The organism is Nocardia paucivorans NBRC 100373 (assembly GCF_000308675.1).
Classification (GTDB): Bacteria; Actinomycetota; Actinomycetes; order Mycobacteriales; family Mycobacteriaceae; genus Nocardia; species Nocardia paucivorans.
Genome location: NZ_BAGE01000018.1, coordinates 26,818 through 44,694, shown reverse-complemented (window position 1 = coordinate 44,694; position 17,877 = coordinate 26,818). Strand labels below are relative to the sequence as shown.

At 66.6% G+C, this 17,877-nt stretch carries 16 protein-coding genes and 4 tRNA genes; 7 read left to right on the top strand and 13 right to left on the bottom strand.

What is annotated here, in order from left to right:
• The first annotated feature begins 47 nt into the window (after nt 1-47).
• Entirely contained in the window at nt 48-692 is a 645-nt protein-coding gene (locus ON32_RS02825) for a LysE family translocator (protein WP_040788506.1), read from the top strand.
• A gap of 6 nt (nt 693-698) precedes the next feature.
• Here ON32_RS02825 and ON32_RS02820 read toward each other — a convergent pair whose 3' ends face one another.
• Nucleotides 699-1,865 carry a pyridoxal phosphate-dependent aminotransferase gene (locus tag ON32_RS02820; protein ID WP_040788505.1) on the bottom strand — a complete coding sequence of 389 codons (1,167 nt, stop codon included), beginning with the start codon at nt 1,863-1,865 and terminating at the stop codon, nt 699-701.
• A 9-nt stretch (nt 1,866-1,874) separates the two neighbouring features.
• Entirely contained in the window at nt 1,875-2,810 is a 936-nt protein-coding gene (gene sigJ, locus ON32_RS02815) for an RNA polymerase sigma factor SigJ (protein WP_040788799.1), read from the bottom strand.
• 98 nt (nt 2,811-2,908) lie between these two features.
• On the opposite strand from sigJ, the gene ON32_RS02810 reads away from it, so the two are divergent.
• Entirely contained in the window at nt 2,909-3,478 is a 570-nt protein-coding gene (locus ON32_RS02810; protein ID WP_040788503.1) for a GNAT family N-acetyltransferase, read from the top strand.
• 73 nt (nt 3,479-3,551) lie between these two features.
• Here the strand turns inward: ON32_RS02810 and ON32_RS02805 are convergent, their stop codons facing one another.
• The 3 genes from ON32_RS02805 to ON32_RS02795 form a co-directional block, all read right to left on the bottom strand.
• Nucleotides 3,552-4,640 (bottom strand): 3-deoxy-7-phosphoheptulonate synthase, encoded by a 1,089-nt coding sequence (locus tag ON32_RS02805; RefSeq protein WP_040788501.1) that lies wholly within the window; start codon nt 4,638-4,640, stop codon nt 3,552-3,554.
• A gap of 225 nt (nt 4,641-4,865) precedes the next feature.
• Entirely contained in the window at nt 4,866-5,336 is a 471-nt protein-coding gene (locus tag ON32_RS02800) for a carboxymuconolactone decarboxylase family protein (RefSeq protein WP_040788499.1), read from the bottom strand.
• 89 nt (nt 5,337-5,425) lie between these two features.
• On the bottom strand, nt 5,426-6,307 hold the full coding sequence (locus ON32_RS02795) for an oxidoreductase (protein ID WP_040788497.1): 882 nt from the start codon (nt 6,305-6,307) through the stop codon (nt 5,426-5,428).
• A 226-nt stretch (nt 6,308-6,533) separates the two neighbouring features.
• On the opposite strand from ON32_RS02795, the gene ON32_RS02790 reads away from it, so the two are divergent.
• Nucleotides 6,534-8,150: a (2,3-dihydroxybenzoyl)adenylate synthase gene (locus ON32_RS02790; protein WP_040788496.1), complete on the top strand. Its 1,617-nt coding sequence runs from the start codon at nt 6,534-6,536 to the stop codon at nt 8,148-8,150.
• Nucleotides 8,151-8,171: 21 nt separating this feature from the next.
• Here the strand turns inward: ON32_RS02790 and ON32_RS02785 are convergent, their stop codons facing one another.
• Nucleotides 8,172-9,485, bottom strand: a complete 1,314-nt coding sequence (locus ON32_RS02785; RefSeq protein ID WP_040788495.1) for a salicylate synthase — start codon at nt 9,483-9,485, stop codon at nt 8,172-8,174.
• Nucleotides 9,486-9,660: 175 nt separating this feature from the next.
• Between ON32_RS02785 and ON32_RS02780 the strand changes: the two genes are divergently transcribed.
• Both ON32_RS02780 and ON32_RS02775 read left to right on the top strand, forming a co-directional pair.
• Nucleotides 9,661-12,159 (top strand): glycerol-3-phosphate 1-O-acyltransferase, encoded by a 2,499-nt coding sequence (locus tag ON32_RS02780; protein ID WP_040788493.1) that lies wholly within the window; start codon nt 9,661-9,663, stop codon nt 12,157-12,159.
• Nucleotides 12,156-13,643, top strand: coding sequence for a 1-acylglycerol-3-phosphate O-acyltransferase (locus ON32_RS02775; protein ID WP_245550772.1), 1,488 nt, complete (start codon nt 12,156-12,158; stop codon nt 13,641-13,643). Before ON32_RS02780 ends, ON32_RS02775 begins: the two co-directional genes overlap by 4 nt.
• 12 nt (nt 13,644-13,655) lie before the next feature.
• Here the strand turns inward: ON32_RS02775 and ON32_RS02770 are convergent, their stop codons facing one another.
• From ON32_RS02770 to ON32_RS02740, 7 genes are all read right to left on the bottom strand, one after another.
• Nucleotides 13,656-14,375 carry a polyprenol monophosphomannose synthase gene (locus ON32_RS02770; protein ID WP_281032210.1) on the bottom strand — a complete coding sequence of 240 codons (720 nt, stop codon included), beginning with the start codon at nt 14,373-14,375 and terminating at the stop codon, nt 13,656-13,658.
• Between the two features lie 166 nt (nt 14,376-14,541).
• A complete protein-coding gene (locus ON32_RS02765; RefSeq protein ID WP_040788491.1) occupies nt 14,542-14,724 on the bottom strand; it encodes a hypothetical protein in 183 nt (60 codons plus the stop codon).
• Between the two features lie 145 nt (nt 14,725-14,869).
• Nucleotides 14,870-15,085: a hypothetical protein gene (locus tag ON32_RS29505; RefSeq protein WP_040788490.1), complete on the bottom strand. Its 216-nt coding sequence runs from the start codon at nt 15,083-15,085 to the stop codon at nt 14,870-14,872.
• Nucleotides 15,086-15,261: 176 nt separating this feature from the next.
• Nucleotides 15,262-15,335, bottom strand: a tRNA-Phe gene (locus ON32_RS02755).
• 56 nt (nt 15,336-15,391) lie between these two features.
• Nucleotides 15,392-15,468, bottom strand: a tRNA-Asp gene (locus ON32_RS02750).
• A gap of 29 nt (nt 15,469-15,497) precedes the next feature.
• Nucleotides 15,498-15,570 (bottom strand) — tRNA-Glu (locus tag ON32_RS02745).
• Nucleotides 15,571-15,664: 94 nt separating this feature from the next.
• Complete coding sequence (locus ON32_RS02740) at nt 15,665-16,327, bottom strand: TetR family transcriptional regulator (protein ID WP_040788488.1); 663 nt, start codon at nt 16,325-16,327, stop codon at nt 15,665-15,667.
• Between the two features lie 811 nt (nt 16,328-17,138).
• On the opposite strand from ON32_RS02740, the gene ON32_RS02735 reads away from it, so the two are divergent.
• Nucleotides 17,139-17,211: transfer RNA gene (locus ON32_RS02735), tRNA-Lys, on the top strand.
• Nucleotides 17,212-17,286: 75 nt separating this feature from the next.
• Nucleotides 17,287-17,799, top strand: coding sequence for a DUF937 domain-containing protein (locus ON32_RS02730; protein ID WP_051132794.1), 513 nt, complete (start codon nt 17,287-17,289; stop codon nt 17,797-17,799).
• Nucleotides 17,800-17,877 lie beyond the last annotated feature (78 nt).

Here is a 17,877-nt window from a genome sequence, read left to right as displayed (position 1 = left end):
GAAGTGGACCGAGACGAACACAAGGCGGCCGGGCGAGTATCGAAACCGTGATCGAGACGACGGCGGTGGTGGGAGTGGCGGCGGCAGCACTGGGGATGGTGCTGACGCCGGGACCGAACATGATGTACCTGGTGTCGCGGACAGTGACCCAGGGACGCCGTGCCGGACTGATCTCGTTGAGCGGTGTCGCGGCCGGGTTCGCGGTGTATTCGACCGCGGCCGCGACCGGTATCACCGCGATCTTCGCACTGGTTCCCCAGCTTTATCTGGCGTTGAAACTGGCCGGCGCGTGCTATCTCGGCTACCTGGCGTGGCAGGCGATCCGGCCCGGTGGAACCTCGGTGTTCGCCCCGACCACGCTACCCGCCGACCCCGCCCGTCGGCTTTTCACCATGGGACTGCTCACAAATCTGCTCAACCCGAAGATCGCCGTCATGTATCTGGCGTTGATCCCCCAGTTCGTCGCACCCGACGGTGGGCCGATCTGGGCTCAGAGCCTGTGCCTGGGCGCGGTGCAGATATCGGTTGCGCTGCTGGTGAACGGACTGATCGTGCTCGGCGCGGGGCGCATCGCCGGTTTCCTCACCGGCCGGCCGCTGTGGTTGCGGATCCAGCGGTACCTCATGGGCACCGTACTGGGCGCCATCGCCGGACTACTCCTCACCGACCGCGCTCGTCCGGTCGCCGCCTGATCCGCCCTACCCGCGCCGCAACCGGCGCACGGCCTCGTCGAGGGTTTCCGGACGCTTGCAGAACGTGAACCGGATCAGATGTCGCCAGGGGCCCGGATCGTCGGCGAAAACACCGACCGGAACGGCCGCCACCCCGAGCCGCTTCGGCAGCTCTCGACAGAACTCCACCCCGTCGTCGGCGCCGAGCGGACGGATATCGGCACAGATGAAATAGCTGCCCGAGCTGTGATAGGTCCGGAAACCGGCATCGGTCAGCGCGGCCGACAACCGCAGCCGCTCCTGCGACAGCGTGGCCCGCAGTTGCTGCACCCAGGCCGATTCATGGGTCAGGGCATGGGCGACGGCCGGCTGGAACGGTCCGCCCCCGACGAAGGTCAGGAACTGTTTCGCAGCCAACACCGCGTCGATCAGCGTGGATGGACCACAGACCCAGCCGATCTTCCATCCGGTGACACTGAACGTCTTGGCCGCGCTGGACACCACCAGGGTGCGCTCGGCCATTCCGGGCAGGGTGGCGATACCGATGTGCTCGGCATCGTCGTAGACCAGATGCTCGTAGACCTCGTCGGTGAGAACCAACAGATCGTGTTCGCATGCCAACTCGGCAATGGCGGTGAGATCGACGCGATCGAGCACGGTGCCGGTGGGATTGTGCGGTGAGTTCAGCACGATCATCCGCGTCTGCGGGGTGATCGCCGCGCGCAGGCTGTCGTGGTCGAGCACGAAGCGGTCGCCGTCGGCCACCAGCCGCGCCGTGCGCCGCCGCGCGCCGGCCAAGGCCACCGCGGCCGGATAGGAGTCGTAATAGGGCTCGACGAGCACCACTTCCCGACCCGGTTCCACCAGCCCGAGCACCGCGGCGCTCACCGCCTCGGTGGCGCCCACGGTCACCAGGACCTCGGTATCCGGGTCGTAGTCGGTGCCGTAGCGGCGGGCCCGATCCGCGGCGATCGCCTGCCGCAGTTCCGGCATCCCCCGCCCGGGTGGGTACTGGTTGAGTCCGTCGGCGATCGCCCGGCGGGCGATCTCGAGCATCCGGGCCGGTCCGTCGCTGTCCGGGAAACCCTGGCCCAGATTGACCGCGTCGTACCGCAACGCGAGTTCGGTCATCTCGGCGAAGATGGTGGATGCGAAAGGACGCAACCGGGTGACGGTCGGCGTATCGACGGGCATGAACCCACCCTATGGGGCCCCCGTGGGAGGAGCCGGCCGGATACCGCTCAATTTCTCCGGGTTGGCGATATCGTAGGTGCCCGCGATCAGCCCGTCGACCACGCTGAACCCGATAACCCGTCTCGGATACCCCGGATGGACACCGTCGGGACGACGTTCGTGTATCAGCGCGCCGAGTCGACCGTTCACCAGCACGAACTCGAACCCGGAGCTCTCCCCCACCTCGGTGAACCCGTACCGGCGCATCAGACCCAGGAAGAAGCGCGCGACCTTGTCCGGGCCGGTGATCACATTGAGCGCGGTGGATGTGGTGCCATTCGCGTCGCCGATCATCACCGTCTCCGGGTGCAGCGCCGCGGCCACCGCGTGCACATCACCGGAGTTCAACGCAACCAGCAACCGCTGCACCGCGGTCTCGTGTTCGGCATCGGTCACCGGTTCGGGAGCCGACCGCACCGATCGACGCGCCCGCGCCGCCAGTTGTCGCGCCGCGTCCACGGTGACCCCGAGAATCCCCGCGATCTCCTCGTAGGGCACCGACAGTCCCTCGTGGAGCACAAACGCCACCCGCTGGGGCGGTGTGAGGGAATCGAGCACCATCATCGCCGCGAACCGGAACTCTTGCCCCCGCACCACGACCGCCAATGGATCGGCCGGACGCGCCCCGCTCAGCGGGGTGACCACCGGCTCCGGCAGCCACTGCCCCACATAGCTTTCCCGGCGCACCGCCGCGCTACGCAGACGGTCCAGACACAATCGACTCACCACGGTTGTCAGCCAGGCCCGCAGATCCTCGATCTCCGACTGGCGGGCATTCGCCAACCGCAGCCAACTCTCCTGCACCGCGTCCTCGGCGTCGGCGACACTGCCGGTCAGCCGATAGGCCACCGCCAGTAGATGTGCGCGATGGGATTCGAATAGATCGGCGAGGAGCGCGGCCACCACCGAACCGATTCTACGGTCCGGGCACCGGCCCACCGCCATCCGGCACGAACAGCGAAAACCGCTCGGCGGAACCGGTACCCACGTGCCACCATGACGAGATGGAGGAGCGCATCCTGACCGATGGCACCGTCTGGTTGACCCGACCGACGGATGCCGATATCGACGTGATCACCGAGCATTGTCAGGATCCGGCGATCGGTGAATGGGTCACCATTCCGGTGCCGTATCGCCGCCGCGACGCCGAGGGGTTCGTGCGCGAGACGGTCGCGAACGGCTGGGCCGCCCGCAGTCCGGTCTGGGGGGTGCGTTTGGCCGAGCACGGCCCGCTGATCGGCACAATCGGCCTCGGCGCCCTCGACGAGTCCGCCGCCGAGATCGGCTACTGGCTCGCCCCCGAACATCGCGGCCGCGGGCTGACCGGCCGTGCGGTGGGCCTGGTGTGCGATTTCGGTTTCCGCGCCGACGGTATGACGTTGGCCCGGATATCGTGGCGCGCCTTCGTCGGCAACCACGCCTCCGCGGCCGTGGCCCGCAACAACGGTTTCCGCTACGAGGGTCTGTGTCGGCTCGGCAGCCTCCAGCGCGGCTCTCGCCGGGACCACTGGATGGCCGCCCGCCTGTCCACCGATCCACCGGGCCCGGCGCCGGGCTGGCCGGCGCATATCTGACCATCCGTCGGCAACCGGTACACCCGCGCCCGGCACTCCGCTCGGCATCGGGGTCGAACGGTCCGAACTCCGCTCAGCCCCGACGGCGGGCCACCGCGTCGGCGAGTGTCTCCAACTGCACGGCCGTGGTGTCCCAATCGATGCAGGCATCGGTGATGGACTGCCCGTAGGTGAGGTCCTCGGCCCGGCCCAGGGTCAGGTCCTGACGACCCGCCACCAGGAAGCTCTCCAACATCACCCCGACCACGCCCGGCTCCCCGGCGGCGAGCCGGGCGGCGATATCGGTGACCACATCGACCTGCCTGGTGTGATCCTTGTTGCTGTTGCCGTGGCTGGCGTCGACGACGAGTCGCTGCGGCAGCGACGCTTTCGCCAGCCGGGCGCATGCCTCCGCCACCGAGGCGGCGTCGTAGTTCGGACCGGAGCTGCCGCCGCGCAGGATCACATGGCAGTCCGGGTTACCGGTGGTGCGGATCAGCGCCGACCGCCCGGACAGATCCGTGCCGGGGAACACATGGCTGGCGGCGGCGGCCCGCACCCCGTCCACCGCCACCTGGACATCGCCGTCGGTGCCGTTCTTGATCCCGACCGGCATGGACAGCGCGCTGCTGAGCTGACGGTGCACCTGGCTGGCGGCGGTACGCGCGCCGATCGCACCATAGGAGACCAGGTCGGAGATGTACTGCGGAGTGATCGGGTCGAGGAATTCGCAGGCCACCGGTAGGCCCAGGGCAGTGATATCGGTGAGCAGTTTGCGACCGATGCCCAGGCCGGTGTTCACATCGAAACTACCGTCCAGATGCGGATCGTTGATCAGACCCTTCCAGCCCAGTGTGGTGCGCGGCTTCTCGAAGTACACCCTCATCACCACATGCAGCCGATCGGCCACTGCGGCGGACGCGACGGCCAGTCGACGCGCGTAGTCGAGCGCGGCGACCGGATCGTGCACCGAACACGGTCCGACAATCACCATGAGGCGGTCGTCGACTCCGTTGAGGACGTCCACCGTCGCTTTACGGCCGGCGCGCACGGTCGCGGCCAGCTCGTCGGTGATCGGATGCACCATCCGCACCTCCGCCGGGGAGCGCAGCGGGCTCACGCTCAGCGTGCGCTGATGGTCGAGGTCGGTATGGAGAGCGTCGATATCGGCTGCGATCGTCATCGTGGGTGGATTCCTAACTGTTCTGGCCGACCCACGGACATCAACCCGTCGAGCCGGTCCTTGCTTCCGGCTCGGGGTGAAACTGGTCAGCGCACGCGGTTGCCGCAGACCGACCCACCCAGGGCCGGCTTGCTAAACCAGAAATACGCGCGCTGCACGTCGAGCACACTACCAGTCGCCGGACCCCGGGTGCGTACCCGGGGTCCGGCCGGCCGGTAGCACGGTTCAGCCGAGCGCCCCGGGGACGTAGTCGCCCGCGGGGGTGTGGGCGATGGTGTTCATCCGGTTCCAGGCGTTTATGGCGGCGATCTCGGCGATGAGTCCGGCGATCTGGTCGTCGTCGTAGTGCTTGCGGACCTGCTGCCAGACCTCCTCGCTCACCCCACCACCATCGGCGATCCTGGTGGCCTCCTCGGTCAAGGCCAGCGCCGCGCGTTCTGGCTCGGTGAACACGGTCGCCTCCCGCCAGGCGGCGACCAAATTGATGCGGGTGGCCGACTCACCGGCGTGCGCGGCATCCTTGGTGTGCATATCGACACAGAAACTGCAGCCGTTGATCTGGCTGGCCCGGATCCTGATCAGTTCGCAGGTGGCCGCGGGCAGACCGGAGTCCTCGACCACCCTACTGGCGGTGACCAGCCGCTTGGAGAAGCTCGTGACGATAGAGTTGCTGCGGAGGTCGAAACGGGGTTCCATGCCCTGATTCCTTTCCGTTGTCATCGTTTTCATCAGGACGACGACATGGCCACCGCGGGTGTGACAGAACCACGTGAATTCCCGAGGTGTCAATCGCCGAAGCGATAGGTCACTCCGGTCAGTTTCTCCGACAGCTCCCACAGCGCCCGGGCCGTCGCCTCGTCCTTCGCCCGGGCCGAGGACCCGGACCGTCCGGGGCTACCGCGCATCCCACCCAGTCCGACGGGACCGTAGTAGCCGCCCGGTTCCACTTCGGCGGCAGTGGCGGCGTAGAGCTCGGGCAGCGCTCCCATCTCGGCGCTCTGCGCGAGCAGCCGATTACCCAGCGCCATCACCGCGTCCAGGAAGGTTTCGGTATGCGACTGCAGTTCGGTGGCGGCATAGCCCGGGTGCGCGGCCACCGAGATGGTGGTGGAGCCGGCGGCGGTGAGTCGGCGCTGTAGTTCGTAGGCGAACATCAGGTTCGCCAGTTTGGCCTGACCGTAGGCTGCCCAGCGCCGGTAGGTGCGCCGTTCCCAGTTCAGGTCATCCAGGTCGATGGCGCCTATGACATGTGCGCCGCTGGCCACCGTCACGATCCGGTCCGCGATCTTGTCCAGCAGCAATCCGGTGAGGGCGAAATGGCCGAGATGGTTGGTGCCGATCTGCATCTCGAACCCGTCGACCGTCCGGCGCAACGGTATCGCCATCACCCCGGCGTTGTTGATCAATACATCCGCCCGATCCACCCCGGCGGCGAATTCCCGCACCGAGGCCAGGTCGGCCAGGTCGAGTCGACGTACTTCGGCCCGCGGGCCGATCTCGTCGGCGACCGCTCGTCCCTTGTCCACGTTCCGGCAGGCCAGCACCACTTGCGCCCCGGCCCCGGCCAGTGCCCGCGCGGCGACCGCGCCGAGCCCGCTGTTGGCCCCGGTGACAATGAACGTCCGACCCTGCTGATCGGGGATATCCCTCACACCCCATCCACTCATGGGGCGAGTCTAGTTCCGTCCCAGGGCTGTGCGGGGCGCGAAATCCGCCTGTTTCCCCACGTCTACCGAAATTGGATAGGCTTGCCTAACATATCCGAATCGGACGTGACCTATCCGAATCGGACGTGACCTATCCGAATCGGACGTGACCTATCCGAATCGGACGTGACCTATCCGAATCGGACGTGCGCACATCCGTCCATCGACCCCGTCCAGCGAGGCCATCGTGAGTTCGACTTCCACCACCGCCGGTACCCACCGCGACGGTTATGTCCCGTTCCCCACCGACAGCGCCGAGGCCTACCGCGCGGCCGGATACTGGACCGGACGCACCCTGGGCGATCTGCTCCGCACGACCGTCCACCGGCAACCCGACCGCCCCGCCGTGCTGGGAGAGCGTCCCCTGTCCTACGCGGAACTGGACGCCGAGGCCGACCGGATGGCCTACGGTCTGCTCGCCCTGGGTATAGCCCCCGGGGACCGCGTGGTGGTCCAACTGCCGAACGTGCCCGAATTCGCGACCGTCCTGTTCGGACTGCTCCGCGCCGGCATCATCCCGGTGCTCACCCTGCCCGCGCACCGCCGCGCCGAGATCGAGCACCTGGCGACGCTGTCGGGCGCGGTCGGCTATTTGATCGTCGACCGGTTGGTCGGTTTCGACTACCGGGAACTCGCCACCACGCTCGTCGATACGGTGCCGACCCTGCGTCATGTCCTGGTCCTCGGCGACGCCGGCTCGTTCACCGACCTGAACACCGTGGCCCGCGACACCGGTTCGCTGCCGGATATCGACCCGAGTGATATCGCGCTGATGCTGGTCTCCGGCGGTACGACCGGGCTGCCCAAGCTGATCGCCCGCACCCACGACGATTACGTCTACAACGCGACCGCAAGCGCCGAGGTCTGCGAACTGACCGAAACCGACGTCTACCTGGCCACTCTCCCGGCCGCCCACAATTTCCCCCTGGCCTGCCCCGGCATTCTGGGCACCATCGCGACCGGCGGCGCACTCGCGTTCGTCACCGACCCCAGCCCCGAGAACGTTTTCGCCACCATCGAAAAGCACCGGGTGACCGTCACCGCCGTGGTCCCCCCATTGGCCCAACTATGGTGCGCGGCCGTGGAATGGGAGGAGGCCGACATCTCATCGCTGCGCCTGTTGCAGGTGGGCGGAGCCAAATTGGCCGAGGTGAACGCCCGCGAGGTGGCGCCCGCGCTGAACACGACCCTGCAGCAGGTTTTCGGTATGGCCGAGGGGCTGATCAACTACACCCGCCTCGACGATCCTGTCGACACGGTGTGCGCGACCCAGGGCCGGCCGCTTTCCCCGGCCGACGAGGTGCGGGTGGTCGACGAGGACGGTAACGATGTCGCCCCCGGTGAGGAGGGCGAACTGCTCGTCCGAGGGCCCTACACCATCCGTGGCTACTACCGCGCCCCCGAACACAATGCCCGCGCCTTCACTCCGGACGGGTTCTATCGCAGCGGGGATCTGGTGCGCCGGCTGCCCAGCGGCCATCTGGTGGTCTCCGGACGGATCAAGGATGTGATCAACCGCGGCGGGGAGAACATCTCCTGCGACGAACTGGAAGAGCATCTGCTCGCCCACCCGGCCGTCCGCCATGCGGCGGCGGTCGGACTGCCCGACGCCGCGCTCGGCGAAAAGGTCTGCGCGGTTCTGGTGGTCACCGGGCAGATGCCAACCCTCACCGAGATCAAGAAGTTCCTCACCGAGCGCGGCCTGGCCACCTACAAACTGCCCGATATCCTGCGCCGAGCGGACAGCCTGCCGATCACCGCGGTCGGCAAGATCGACAAGAAGGCATTGCGCGCCCAAGGGTGAACGAGCCGGGTTCGATCGAGGTCAGGCCCGCACGACATACGGCGCGACACTGCCCAATTTCTCGCAGGTCTCCTCGAATTCCCGCTCCGGCCGGGACTGTCCCACCACCCCGGCGCCGGCGCGCAGCCACGCACCGTCGGCGTCCTGGTACACCGCGCGCAGGACCAGCGTGGCCTCCATGGCTCCGGTCGGAGAAACCGTCAGCACCGCACCGGAATACAGACCGCGCGGATCGTGGTCGAGCCGGAATACCGAGTCCACGCCCGCACGCTTCGGAATACCCGAGGCGGTCACCGAGGGAAACAGCACCTCCAGCGCATCCCAGCAGGATCGATCGGCGGCCAGTCGACCGCGCACGGTGGAGGCCAGATGCTGCACACTTCCCCGTTCCCGCACCGCCATGAAATCCGAAACCGCCGGGGTGCCCGGATCGGCGACGGCGGCGATCTCGGCGAACGAGGTCTGCACCGATATCGCGTGTTCCACTATCTCCTTCGGATCGGAGACCAGGTCGGCGCGGGCCGCCATATCGATGGCGGCACCCAGTCCGAACGCCCGGGTACCGGCCAGCGGTTCGGTGGTGACCACCCGCTCGTCGTCCACCGACACCACCAGTTCCGGACTGAAACCGGCGGCCTCCAACCCACCGAGCCGCAGTAGGAACGACCGCGCCGGTGTGTTGTTGGCCCGGCCGAGTCGGTAGGTGGCCGGAATGTCCACCGCGAAAGGAAGATCGACCTTCCGGGACAGGATGACCTTCTGGTATCGACCGGCCCGGATCTCCTCGATGGCCTTGGCCACCCGTTCCCGATACCCGGTGGGATCGACGCGGGTGTCCACCGGACACGGCCGCGGTAACGGTAGCTCCTGCGACCGGGCGATCAGATCGTGGATCTCGGCGACCTCCTCCGGTGTGGCACCGTCGATCCGGACACCGTCGACCCCTATGCGCACCTCTATGCGCGGAACCATCACATGCGCCAATACGGTCCGCGGCCCGAGATATGCGGTGGCATCAAGCGCCCAGGCGCAGAACTCGAATCCCACCCAGCCGTAGACATTACGGCCGCGCAACGGCAATGAGGCCAAGGTCCGGTCCATCACCTGGGCGGGGCTGCCGTCCCACGGGACACCGGTGGTCTTCCCCTCCCAGGTCACTCGCAGTTCGTCGACGTCGAGTTCGATACCGCCGATGGGGTCCGCGGCGAAAACCCATTCCCCCGGCCGTTCGTATACGACGTATTCGCCGAACCGCTCATCCCCCGCGAGCCGAGACATCGCTGCCGCCGGGTCGGTCACATACTCAACACGCAAGTACTCATCCGTGCTCGACAACGATCCTCCAAGTTACCCTGACCTAAATATGAAAAGTAAGGTTAGCATTACCTTCAAGAAGTGGGGGATTCTCGCCATACGGCACGAATTCGACTCACGTCGTCCGGTTCGGTGCCCCCATCCCGTTCGGCGCGTTTGAATAGAAGGGTCGTCTACACGCGGGAGGCCGAACGCCATGATCGATCATCGCGGTGGGGCACCCGCCCACACGCCGGGAGAAACGCAGCCCGAGTCGGTCGTTGCCCTGGTCGATGCGACATCGAGCGCGGAACGCGAACTGATCGGCCGATGGCTCGCCGACGGCGGACTCACGGCGGAACTCGGTATCACCGCCCCGGTCACCCAACTCGACCTGGACGCGAATGCGATCGCCACCCGTCTCACCGCACGCACCGACGATCCGCTCGTACTACCGGTTCGGGTGCTGTGGCTGCCTCCGGAACGCGACGGGGTCCGGCGGGTCACCTTCACCGATCTCGCCCTGCTCACCAATCCCCGCAAGCCGAACCGGCTGGCCCAGCGCAGACTGATCGGCCGGGCGCCGAGCCGACACCGGATACTCATCGGCAGCCCCGCCCGCCTGAGCGAATTACGCGCCAACAACCCGGAAGCGGCCGCCCTACACACGGCGGGCACCACCGAACCGTTCGCCCGGGCCATCGTGCGCGCCGCAGTGGTGGCGCTGGAGCGTGCGGAGCGCACCGTGATCGGCGACCGATACAAGGTGCCGCGGCTGGTCGTCGAGGAAATACTCGACTCCACGGAGTTCTTGCGCCGCCTCGACATGATCGCCGACGAAACCGGAATGGAACCGCAGGAGGTGTTCCGCCGGGCGGAGAAGGCGCTGCGGGAACTCGTCGCCGCGCAGAGCCGACTGATCTCGGATCTGTTCACCCAGGCCATGCGACCGGTGCATGCGTCGACCTGGAAGGTGGACAGCGATGATTCCGGCCTGGCCGCCCTACGCGAGCTCAACCGACGCCACCCACTGGTCTTCCTGCCCTCGCATCGGTCCTATGTGGATCCGTTCGTGCTCGGGGATGTGCTGGCCCGTAACGATTTCCCACCCAATCATGTGGTGGGCGGAGCAAATCTGCGGTTCTGGCCGATAGGCCCGATCGCCCGACGCACCGGCACCATCTTCATTCGCCGCAGCTTCGGCGACGACGAGGTGTACAAGGCCGTGGTCGAGGAGTACTTCTGCTACCTGCTGGCCAAACGATTCAATCTGGAATGGTATTTCGAGGGCGGGCGCACCCGAACCGGCAAGCTGCGCCCGCCGCGCTACGGACTCCTGAACTATCTGGCCGCCGCGGTACGCCGAAATCGGGTCGACGATGTGCTGTTGGTGCCCGTCTCGATCACCTACGAGCGGCTCAACGAATTGGGCGCCATCGCCCACGAACAGGTCGGCGGCCGGAAGAAACCGGAAGGCCTGACCTGGCTGGCCCGATACATACGCAGCCAACAACACTCGGCCGGTAGCGTCTACGTCCGGTTCGGGACCCCGCTGTCGGCCCGGGAACGGCTCGCCGCCTACGGCGACCCACTCACCCCGTCCCCGGTCACCATCCCGCTGCACCACACCGACTCCACCGGGCACGTCGGCGCGGTGGCGCACGAACCGGACGACGGCAATGCGGAACTGGAACGCCGGGCGGTGCAGCGACTCGCCTTCGATGTGGCCGTGGGCATCAACGAGGTCACCCCCGTCACGGTCAATGCCCTGGTCACTTTGGTCCTGCTCGGCGTGAACGACCGAGCGCTCACCCTACGCGAGGTGAGCGCCCTGCTCGACCCGGTGCTGTCCTATATCGAACGCCGCGATCTGCCGCGCGGCGCGGTGGAGGCCCTGCGCGACGAGCAGAACCTCGCCGTGGTGTTGGAACAGCTGGCGCTGGCCAGGGTGGTGACCGTCTATCGCGGCGGTCTCGAACCGGTGTACTCGATCGAACCGGGCGCCCATCTCGAGGCCGCCTTCTACCGCAACAGCGCTGTGCACTGGTTCATCAACCGGGCGATTCTGGAACTGGCCATTCTCGGCGTGGTAGAGACCACAGAGGAATCCCGCATCGACCGAACGGCGTCCGGCCCGGACACCGATGCCCTCAAACGCGGCTGGGAGGAAGTGTTCCACCTCCGTGACCTGCTGAAATTCGAGTTCTTCTTTCCCGAACGCACGGAATTCGCCCGGCAGATCAATGCCGAGATGCTGCTGGTGGACCCCGGCTGGCTCTCCCGTAGCCGCGACACACTGAGCACGGAGGTTCTGGAAGCTCTGACCGGCAGCGGTTTCCTGATGGCGCACCGGGTGCTGCGCGCCTTCTTCGACGCGCAACTGGTGGTGGCCGAGCGTCTGGCGGCCCGAGATCCGAGCGAGGAGATCGAGCACCGGAAATTCGTGGACGAATGCGTCTCCGTCGGCAAACAGATGCTGCTGCAACAGCGGCTGCACAGCCCCGAATCGGTATCGACCGAGCTGTTCACCAGCGCACTCAAACTCGCCGACAACTATGAACTGCTCGAACCCGCCGACCCCGAATCCGCCGCGGCGCGGGCCGAACTCGCCGCACGACGGATCGAATTCGCCGAACGGCTCCGGGACATCGGCAAACGCATATCCCGGGTCGCGACGCTCGACCCGTCCAACCGCGTCCCGACGGAGGAACCGTGACCGCACCCGAGCGGGAAACCCGCACCCCGGCCTGCGAGGTCGGCTCCCCGAACACCGCAAACTCACACCCGGGAGCTTCGCCGGGCGAGGCGACCGATATCGAAACGCTGGTCGCCACCATTCGAGCGGCACCGAGCGGACCCCGGATCGCGGCCGTATTCGATTTCTCGGCGGTCGCCGACAACCGGGCCGTCCCCCGGATACGACGCTCCCGCAAGCAGGTCCTGACCGGCCTGTTGCTCGACGGTATCCGCCGGGACGGCGACTACGCACACTTCCTGCGCGGCGCCGAAACCCTGCTGGCCGGCCGTACCGAGGAGGAACTGGACGCGGCGGGCCGGCAGCTGTTCCGCCGCACCTATGAACTGCTGTATCCGGAGATCTGGCGGCTGATCCGGGAACACGAGGCGGCCGGACACACGGTGGTGCTGGTCGGATCGCCGACGAACTTCCAGTTGGCTCCCGTGGCCGAGGCGCTCGGTATCCCCCGAACGCTGGGTACCCGGATGGAAGTCGTCGACGGTCGGCTCACCGGCCGCCCCGCCGGTCGGGTACTGCTGCATCGGAACAAGGCCGACGCCGTCGCCGAATTCGCCGCCGAACACGGTATCGAGCCGGACCGCAGCTTCGCCTACACCGGCAGCGCCGATGATCTCGCGCTGTTGTCGGTGGTCGGACGGCCGGTCGTCGTGGCACCCGACCCCGAACTCGCCGCAGCCGCGATCGAACACGGCTGGCCACGACCCGAGGTGCGCCCCCGAACCGCGCCCTCGCCGGTCGCCTATATCCGAACCCTGTTGGGATTCGCCGGACTGCTCCTCGGCGCGCTGTTCGGGATCGTGGTGAAGTCCTACACCCGCAAACGCAGGCCGATGGCCGACGCCCTGATGAAATACGGCACCGCGGCGACACTGCGGCTGTGTGGGGTGCGGATACGGGTGGTCGGCGAACGATACGCCCGATCGCCTCGCCCGGCGGTATTCATCTTCAATCATCAGAGCCAGTTCGATGTGATCGTCGTGCCCGCGGTGCTCGGCGGCGGTGTGAGTGCCGTCGCCAAGAAGGAGCTGGTCAAGAACCCGATCTTCGGCCCGCTCATGCGGTTCGTCGAGGTCACTTTCATCGACCGGGCCGATACCGCCAAGGCCAAGGAGGCATTGGCCCCCGTGGTGGACACCCTGCGCGCGGGCCTCTCGATAGCGATCGCCCCCGAAGGCACCCGCTCCTACAGCCCACAGCCGGGCCCGTTCAAGAAGGGCGCCTTCCATATCGCCCGCCGGGCCGGGGTGCCCGTCATCCCGGTGGTGATCCGGAACGCGGGTGAGGTTGTGCGGCGCAATTCCATGATCGTTCGCCCCGGCACGGTCGAGGTGGCGATTCTGCCGCCGATCGATGTCGCCGACTGGGACCCGAACGATATGCACGAGCAGGTCGACGCGGTGCGCCGGCAATTCCTGGATACGCTGCGCGACTGGCCGTGCTGAGCACCGGCCGGTTCAGACGGAACGGCCGAAGAGCAGCTTCCACGGCATGAGCGCCGACTCCAACTGCACCTGCAGGCTCATCTTGGACGCGCCAAGGGTACGTTCCTCGAAACGGATGGGCACCTCGGCAATGGCGATGCCCTGTTTCTTCGTCCGGTAGTTCATCTCCACCTGGAACGAATAACCGTTGCTGCGGATGGAGGCCACATCGATGGCGCGCAGCGTTTCGGCCTTCCACGCCTTGAACCCCGCCGTCGCGTCCTTGACGCCCAGTCGCAGGATCAGGTTGACGTAGAAGTTGGCCCACGCCGACAGCACCTTGCGATACCACTTCCATTCCTCGGCCGTGGAACCGCCCGGCACGTAGCGGGAACCGAGGACGACACCCGCGTCGGTGCGTTCCAGTTCCTCCAACATGGCGGGAATGACCTCCGCGGGATGGGACAGATCGGCATCCATCTGCACCACCACGTCGGCACCCTCGTCCAGGGCACGGGTGATTCCGGCGACATAGGCGCGCCCGAGACCGTCCTTCTCGGTGCGGTGCAGCACCCCGACGATTTCCGGCATATCGGCGGCCAGTTTGTCGGCGACCTCTCCGGTGCCGTCCGGCGAATTATCGTCCACAACGAGTACGTGCAGGTCGGATACGGGAAGCGCCATCAGCCGCTCCACCGCCACCGGCAGATTGTCCCGCTCGTTATAGGTCGGCACAACAACGGTAACCCTCAAGGGTCGCCCTCCCTGCTCACCTGGTCGCGCCCGCCGGCCGGTACGCGGGCCACGAGCATTCGTTCTGATTCTCGTGAACGGTAGCCGAACCGTCTCCCCGCGAATTCAGCGCACCGGGCCGTATCGCGCCGACCCCGTCCGATGCCCACCCTACCCGGCCGTCCGATCAGCTCCCTTCCCGCCAGGCCCGATCCTCGGCATCCTGGCGCGCGGTGCGTTCGTGGGCGATCTCCAGGGCACGCTCCGCGGTCGCTCGATCGGGGTACGGCCCCATCCGGTCCCGGAACCAACACTGCCGCCCCTGTTCGGCCCGATTGTGCTTCAAGCAGTAGTACCAGCGCTCGGCCATACCTCAGCATCCCACTATCTCCGGCGCGTGAGAAACACCACGCTCCCGAGTCGGCCGCTATCGAACCGTCGACCCGCCGCTTACTTTTCGGCCGGCACCGCCCGTGGCCGATCCCACGGACCGACAAACTCCGGCAGAGACCGCGTCAGCGCCGCACATCGGCAACCTCCCCCATACCCACCGACGCGACGGCGGCAAGGCCCAAAGGGGCCGAACCCCGCCCGGCCGCATGCACCGCGATCCCCTGCCGCAGCAGATGGCGGAGGGACTCTGCGTCGGAGGGCCTCGGGTCATGGGTGAGCAGCCCGATTACGACCGCCCGGCGGTCGTAGTTCGCGTCATCGGGGCCCGTCCTCGTCACGAGCGGGGATTTGGTCGAGCGAGGCCTGGTGCACGAGAACCATGCCAATGACTCCGCCGACACGGCAATTCCCCTTTTCAGGGCTCGGGGATTCGAGAAGATGAGTACTGCGTATGCCGAACGGGCACAGACCCGGATTTCCGTCCCGACCTACACCGGAACGGCTCTTCGTGAGGTGGCCAGGGCCGGGATCGAACCGGCGACCTTCCGCTTTTCAGGCGGACGCTCGTACCAACTGAGCTACCTGGCCGCAGGCACCCGGTGTGGAATGCCATACGGGAAACGCCGGATTTCTCCGGCGTTTGTTGGCGACCCTGACGGGACTCGAACCCGCGACCTCCGCCGTGACAGGGCGGCGCGCTAACCAACTGCGCCACAGGGCCATGCTCTGTGTACCTACTTTCGTAGGCAGTACCCCCTACGGGATTCGAACCCGCGCTACCGCCTTGAAAGGGCGGCGTCCTAGGCCGCTAGACGAAGGGGGCTCGTCCCGCATTCCTCCGGACCGGCTTTCAACGGCTGTCCGTTGGGAGCTCGCATAGCTTATGCCAGACCGGACCGGTTTCCCAAACCGGCTGGTCAGGGGGCTAAACCCAGGTCTTCCAACCGGGCGGCGGCGCGCCAACCGCGTAACCGGAACTTCTCCACCCACTCGGAGGTCGCCATGGCCTGAACCACCACTTCCAATGCCTCGGTGAATCTGGCCCGCAGTTCCGCTCTGCTGCCCATCAGGTCGATGATGTAGCGCTGACCCACCAACGCGCCGGTGAGGGTACGGGTGAAGGAGTCCGGATCGGCGTCGGCGCGCAGCTGCCCATGCTCGACGGCACGAACCGCGAGCATTCGGATGACCCCGGCGAGTATCCGGCCGCCGTGCTGCGCCTCTCGCTGAAATCCGGGTTCGATGATCAACCGGAATTCGGCCTGTACGACGATGTCGTGCTCCAACCGCAGCGCTATCTCGTCGAGCAACCCGTGCAGGATGTCCAGCGGACCGAGGTCGACCCGGGCCAGCCAGCGTTCCACGGAGTGCCGGTAGCGCTCGATCGCCGAATCGAGTACGGCCCGTGCCAGATCTTCCTTGGAATCGAAATGGAAGTACATCGCACCCTTGGTGGCTCGCGACCCTTCCAAGATTCGGTTGAGCGAAGCCGCGGCGTAGCCGCTCTTCCCGAACTCAACGGCGGCCGACTTGATAATCGCCGCCCGGGTCCGGCGGGCCCGCTCCTGTTGCCGTGCCATGCTCGAAACGCCTCCGAAACCTTGTGCGACCGATGAATTCCTCTCATCGGTCGCCCGCCACCGACCCAAACCACATGAGAGAACGGATCGATGGCGCGAATTTTGCGGTTTTATCTGTATGCCCAGTCTGGTTTTCGCAGCTTTCTGCGCCTTTGGATACGGAAACGTGCCGAATTCCGATACCACACCAGCTGGTACGATTTCCCTGCTCGGATGCGCCGCAAGGGGTGCGCATCCGGGCAAACACCTATCGCGCTTCCGTCGCTCCCGATGTGCCTCCCGCGGCGTAGACCCGTGCGAAACCCCGAATTCACCGACTAGTCACCGTACCTGGAATCCCCGACCGACACGCGGCAAACCGGTGGAGTCGATTAGCCGACCACCACCGAACCGTATATGGCAAATCTGCGGCAATTACACTGATCACCGCACTACATCAGCTGAAATCCCTGGTAGGTGAAGTCTTTCACCCGCGATACCGCGCCATGTGACGAATATGCCGCGGCGCGCACCCGACAGGACCCATGGCACGGACCGCGCCAACCGACGAAACCGACCTCACCCCGGTCCGCGGCCGACCACCCACAGCCCTCACCTCCACTAGGTCAAAAGCATTGGTATGCAACATATTTGGATAGTATCCTGCTCATGGGATGTTCCCCAAAGGCGCCCGACACCGACATCCCGCCCACAGCAAACCTTTCCGCATCGCCCCATCGGCGAGCCCACCGGGCCGAGCCCGGACGAGCGATCGTCTCCACCTCCCCCGATTACGCGGAAACCGCCATCGCCCACTACACTGTGCTCCCACGCCCCTATAGCTCAGTTGGTAGAGCTACGGACTTTTAATCCGCAGGTCCCAGGTTCGAGCCCTGGTGGGGGCACCGACGGGCGTCCGGTACCCACCGGACGCCCGTTGTCGTTTCACCCGGCCTCTGCCAGAATCTCGACTGTTCACTGTGATCCGGTTCGACTTCCTGCGACCCCCGGAGCCGATGACCTCCCTCGACGACCTGTTCGCGCAGATCCCCGTACCTCAGATCGCCGGCCGCCTCGGCGTGGACCCGGCCACCACGGCCACCGCCGTACGCACTGCCGTACCCACCCTGCTCGGCGGCCTACAGTCGAACGCACTACGACCGGACGGCGCGGCCGCCCTGACAGGCGCGCTGGCCCGACACGGTGAACTGGTCGACGGCTCCGGGGCGGTAGATTTGAATCGGGTCGATGTCACCGACGGTGGGAAGATCCTGGACAAGGTGTTCGGCCCCGAGAAACCTCTCGTGATCACCGCGCTGGGCGAAACGGAGGGCACCGGCGGCCGCGAGACGATCGCCGGACTCATGCCGCTCCTCGCTCCCATCGTATTGGCCTACCTGGCCGGACAGGTGGGACCCGACAGACACGCGGGAGGGGTGCTCACGAGATTGTTACGTGGTTACCACTGCCCCGGCCACCGCTCGAGAAACTGAAGGCGCACGCCACCCGAGGGGAATGTGGCACGAACCACCCTCGATAACGAGCCGTAATGCAACTTCGATAGATCCGTG

Bases quoted from the DNA above. Each gene is read 5' to 3' on its own strand.
- ON32_RS02820 (WP_040788505.1), bottom strand. From the start codon at position 1,865: ATGCCCGTCGATACGCCGACCGTCACCCGGTTGCGTCCTTTCGCATCC.
- ON32_RS02810 (WP_040788503.1), top strand. From the start codon at position 2,909: ATGGAGGAGCGCATCCTGACCGATGGCACCGTCTGGTTGACCCGACCG.
- ON32_RS02805 (WP_040788501.1), bottom strand. From the start codon at position 4,640: ATGACGATCGCAGCCGATATCGACGCTCTCCATACCGACCTCGACCAT.
- ON32_RS02800 (WP_040788499.1), bottom strand. From the start codon at position 5,336: ATGGAACCCCGTTTCGACCTCCGCAGCAACTCTATCGTCACGAGCTTC.
- ON32_RS02795 (WP_040788497.1), bottom strand. From the start codon at position 6,307: ATGAGTGGATGGGGTGTGAGGGATATCCCCGATCAGCAGGGTCGGACG.
- ON32_RS02780 (WP_040788493.1), top strand. From the start codon at position 9,661: ATGATCGATCATCGCGGTGGGGCACCCGCCCACACGCCGGGAGAAACG.
- ON32_RS02765 (WP_040788491.1), bottom strand. From the start codon at position 14,724: ATGGCCGAGCGCTGGTACTACTGCTTGAAGCACAATCGGGCCGAACAG.
- ON32_RS02740 (WP_040788488.1), bottom strand. From the start codon at position 16,327: ATGGCACGGCAACAGGAGCGGGCCCGCCGGACCCGGGCGGCGATTATC.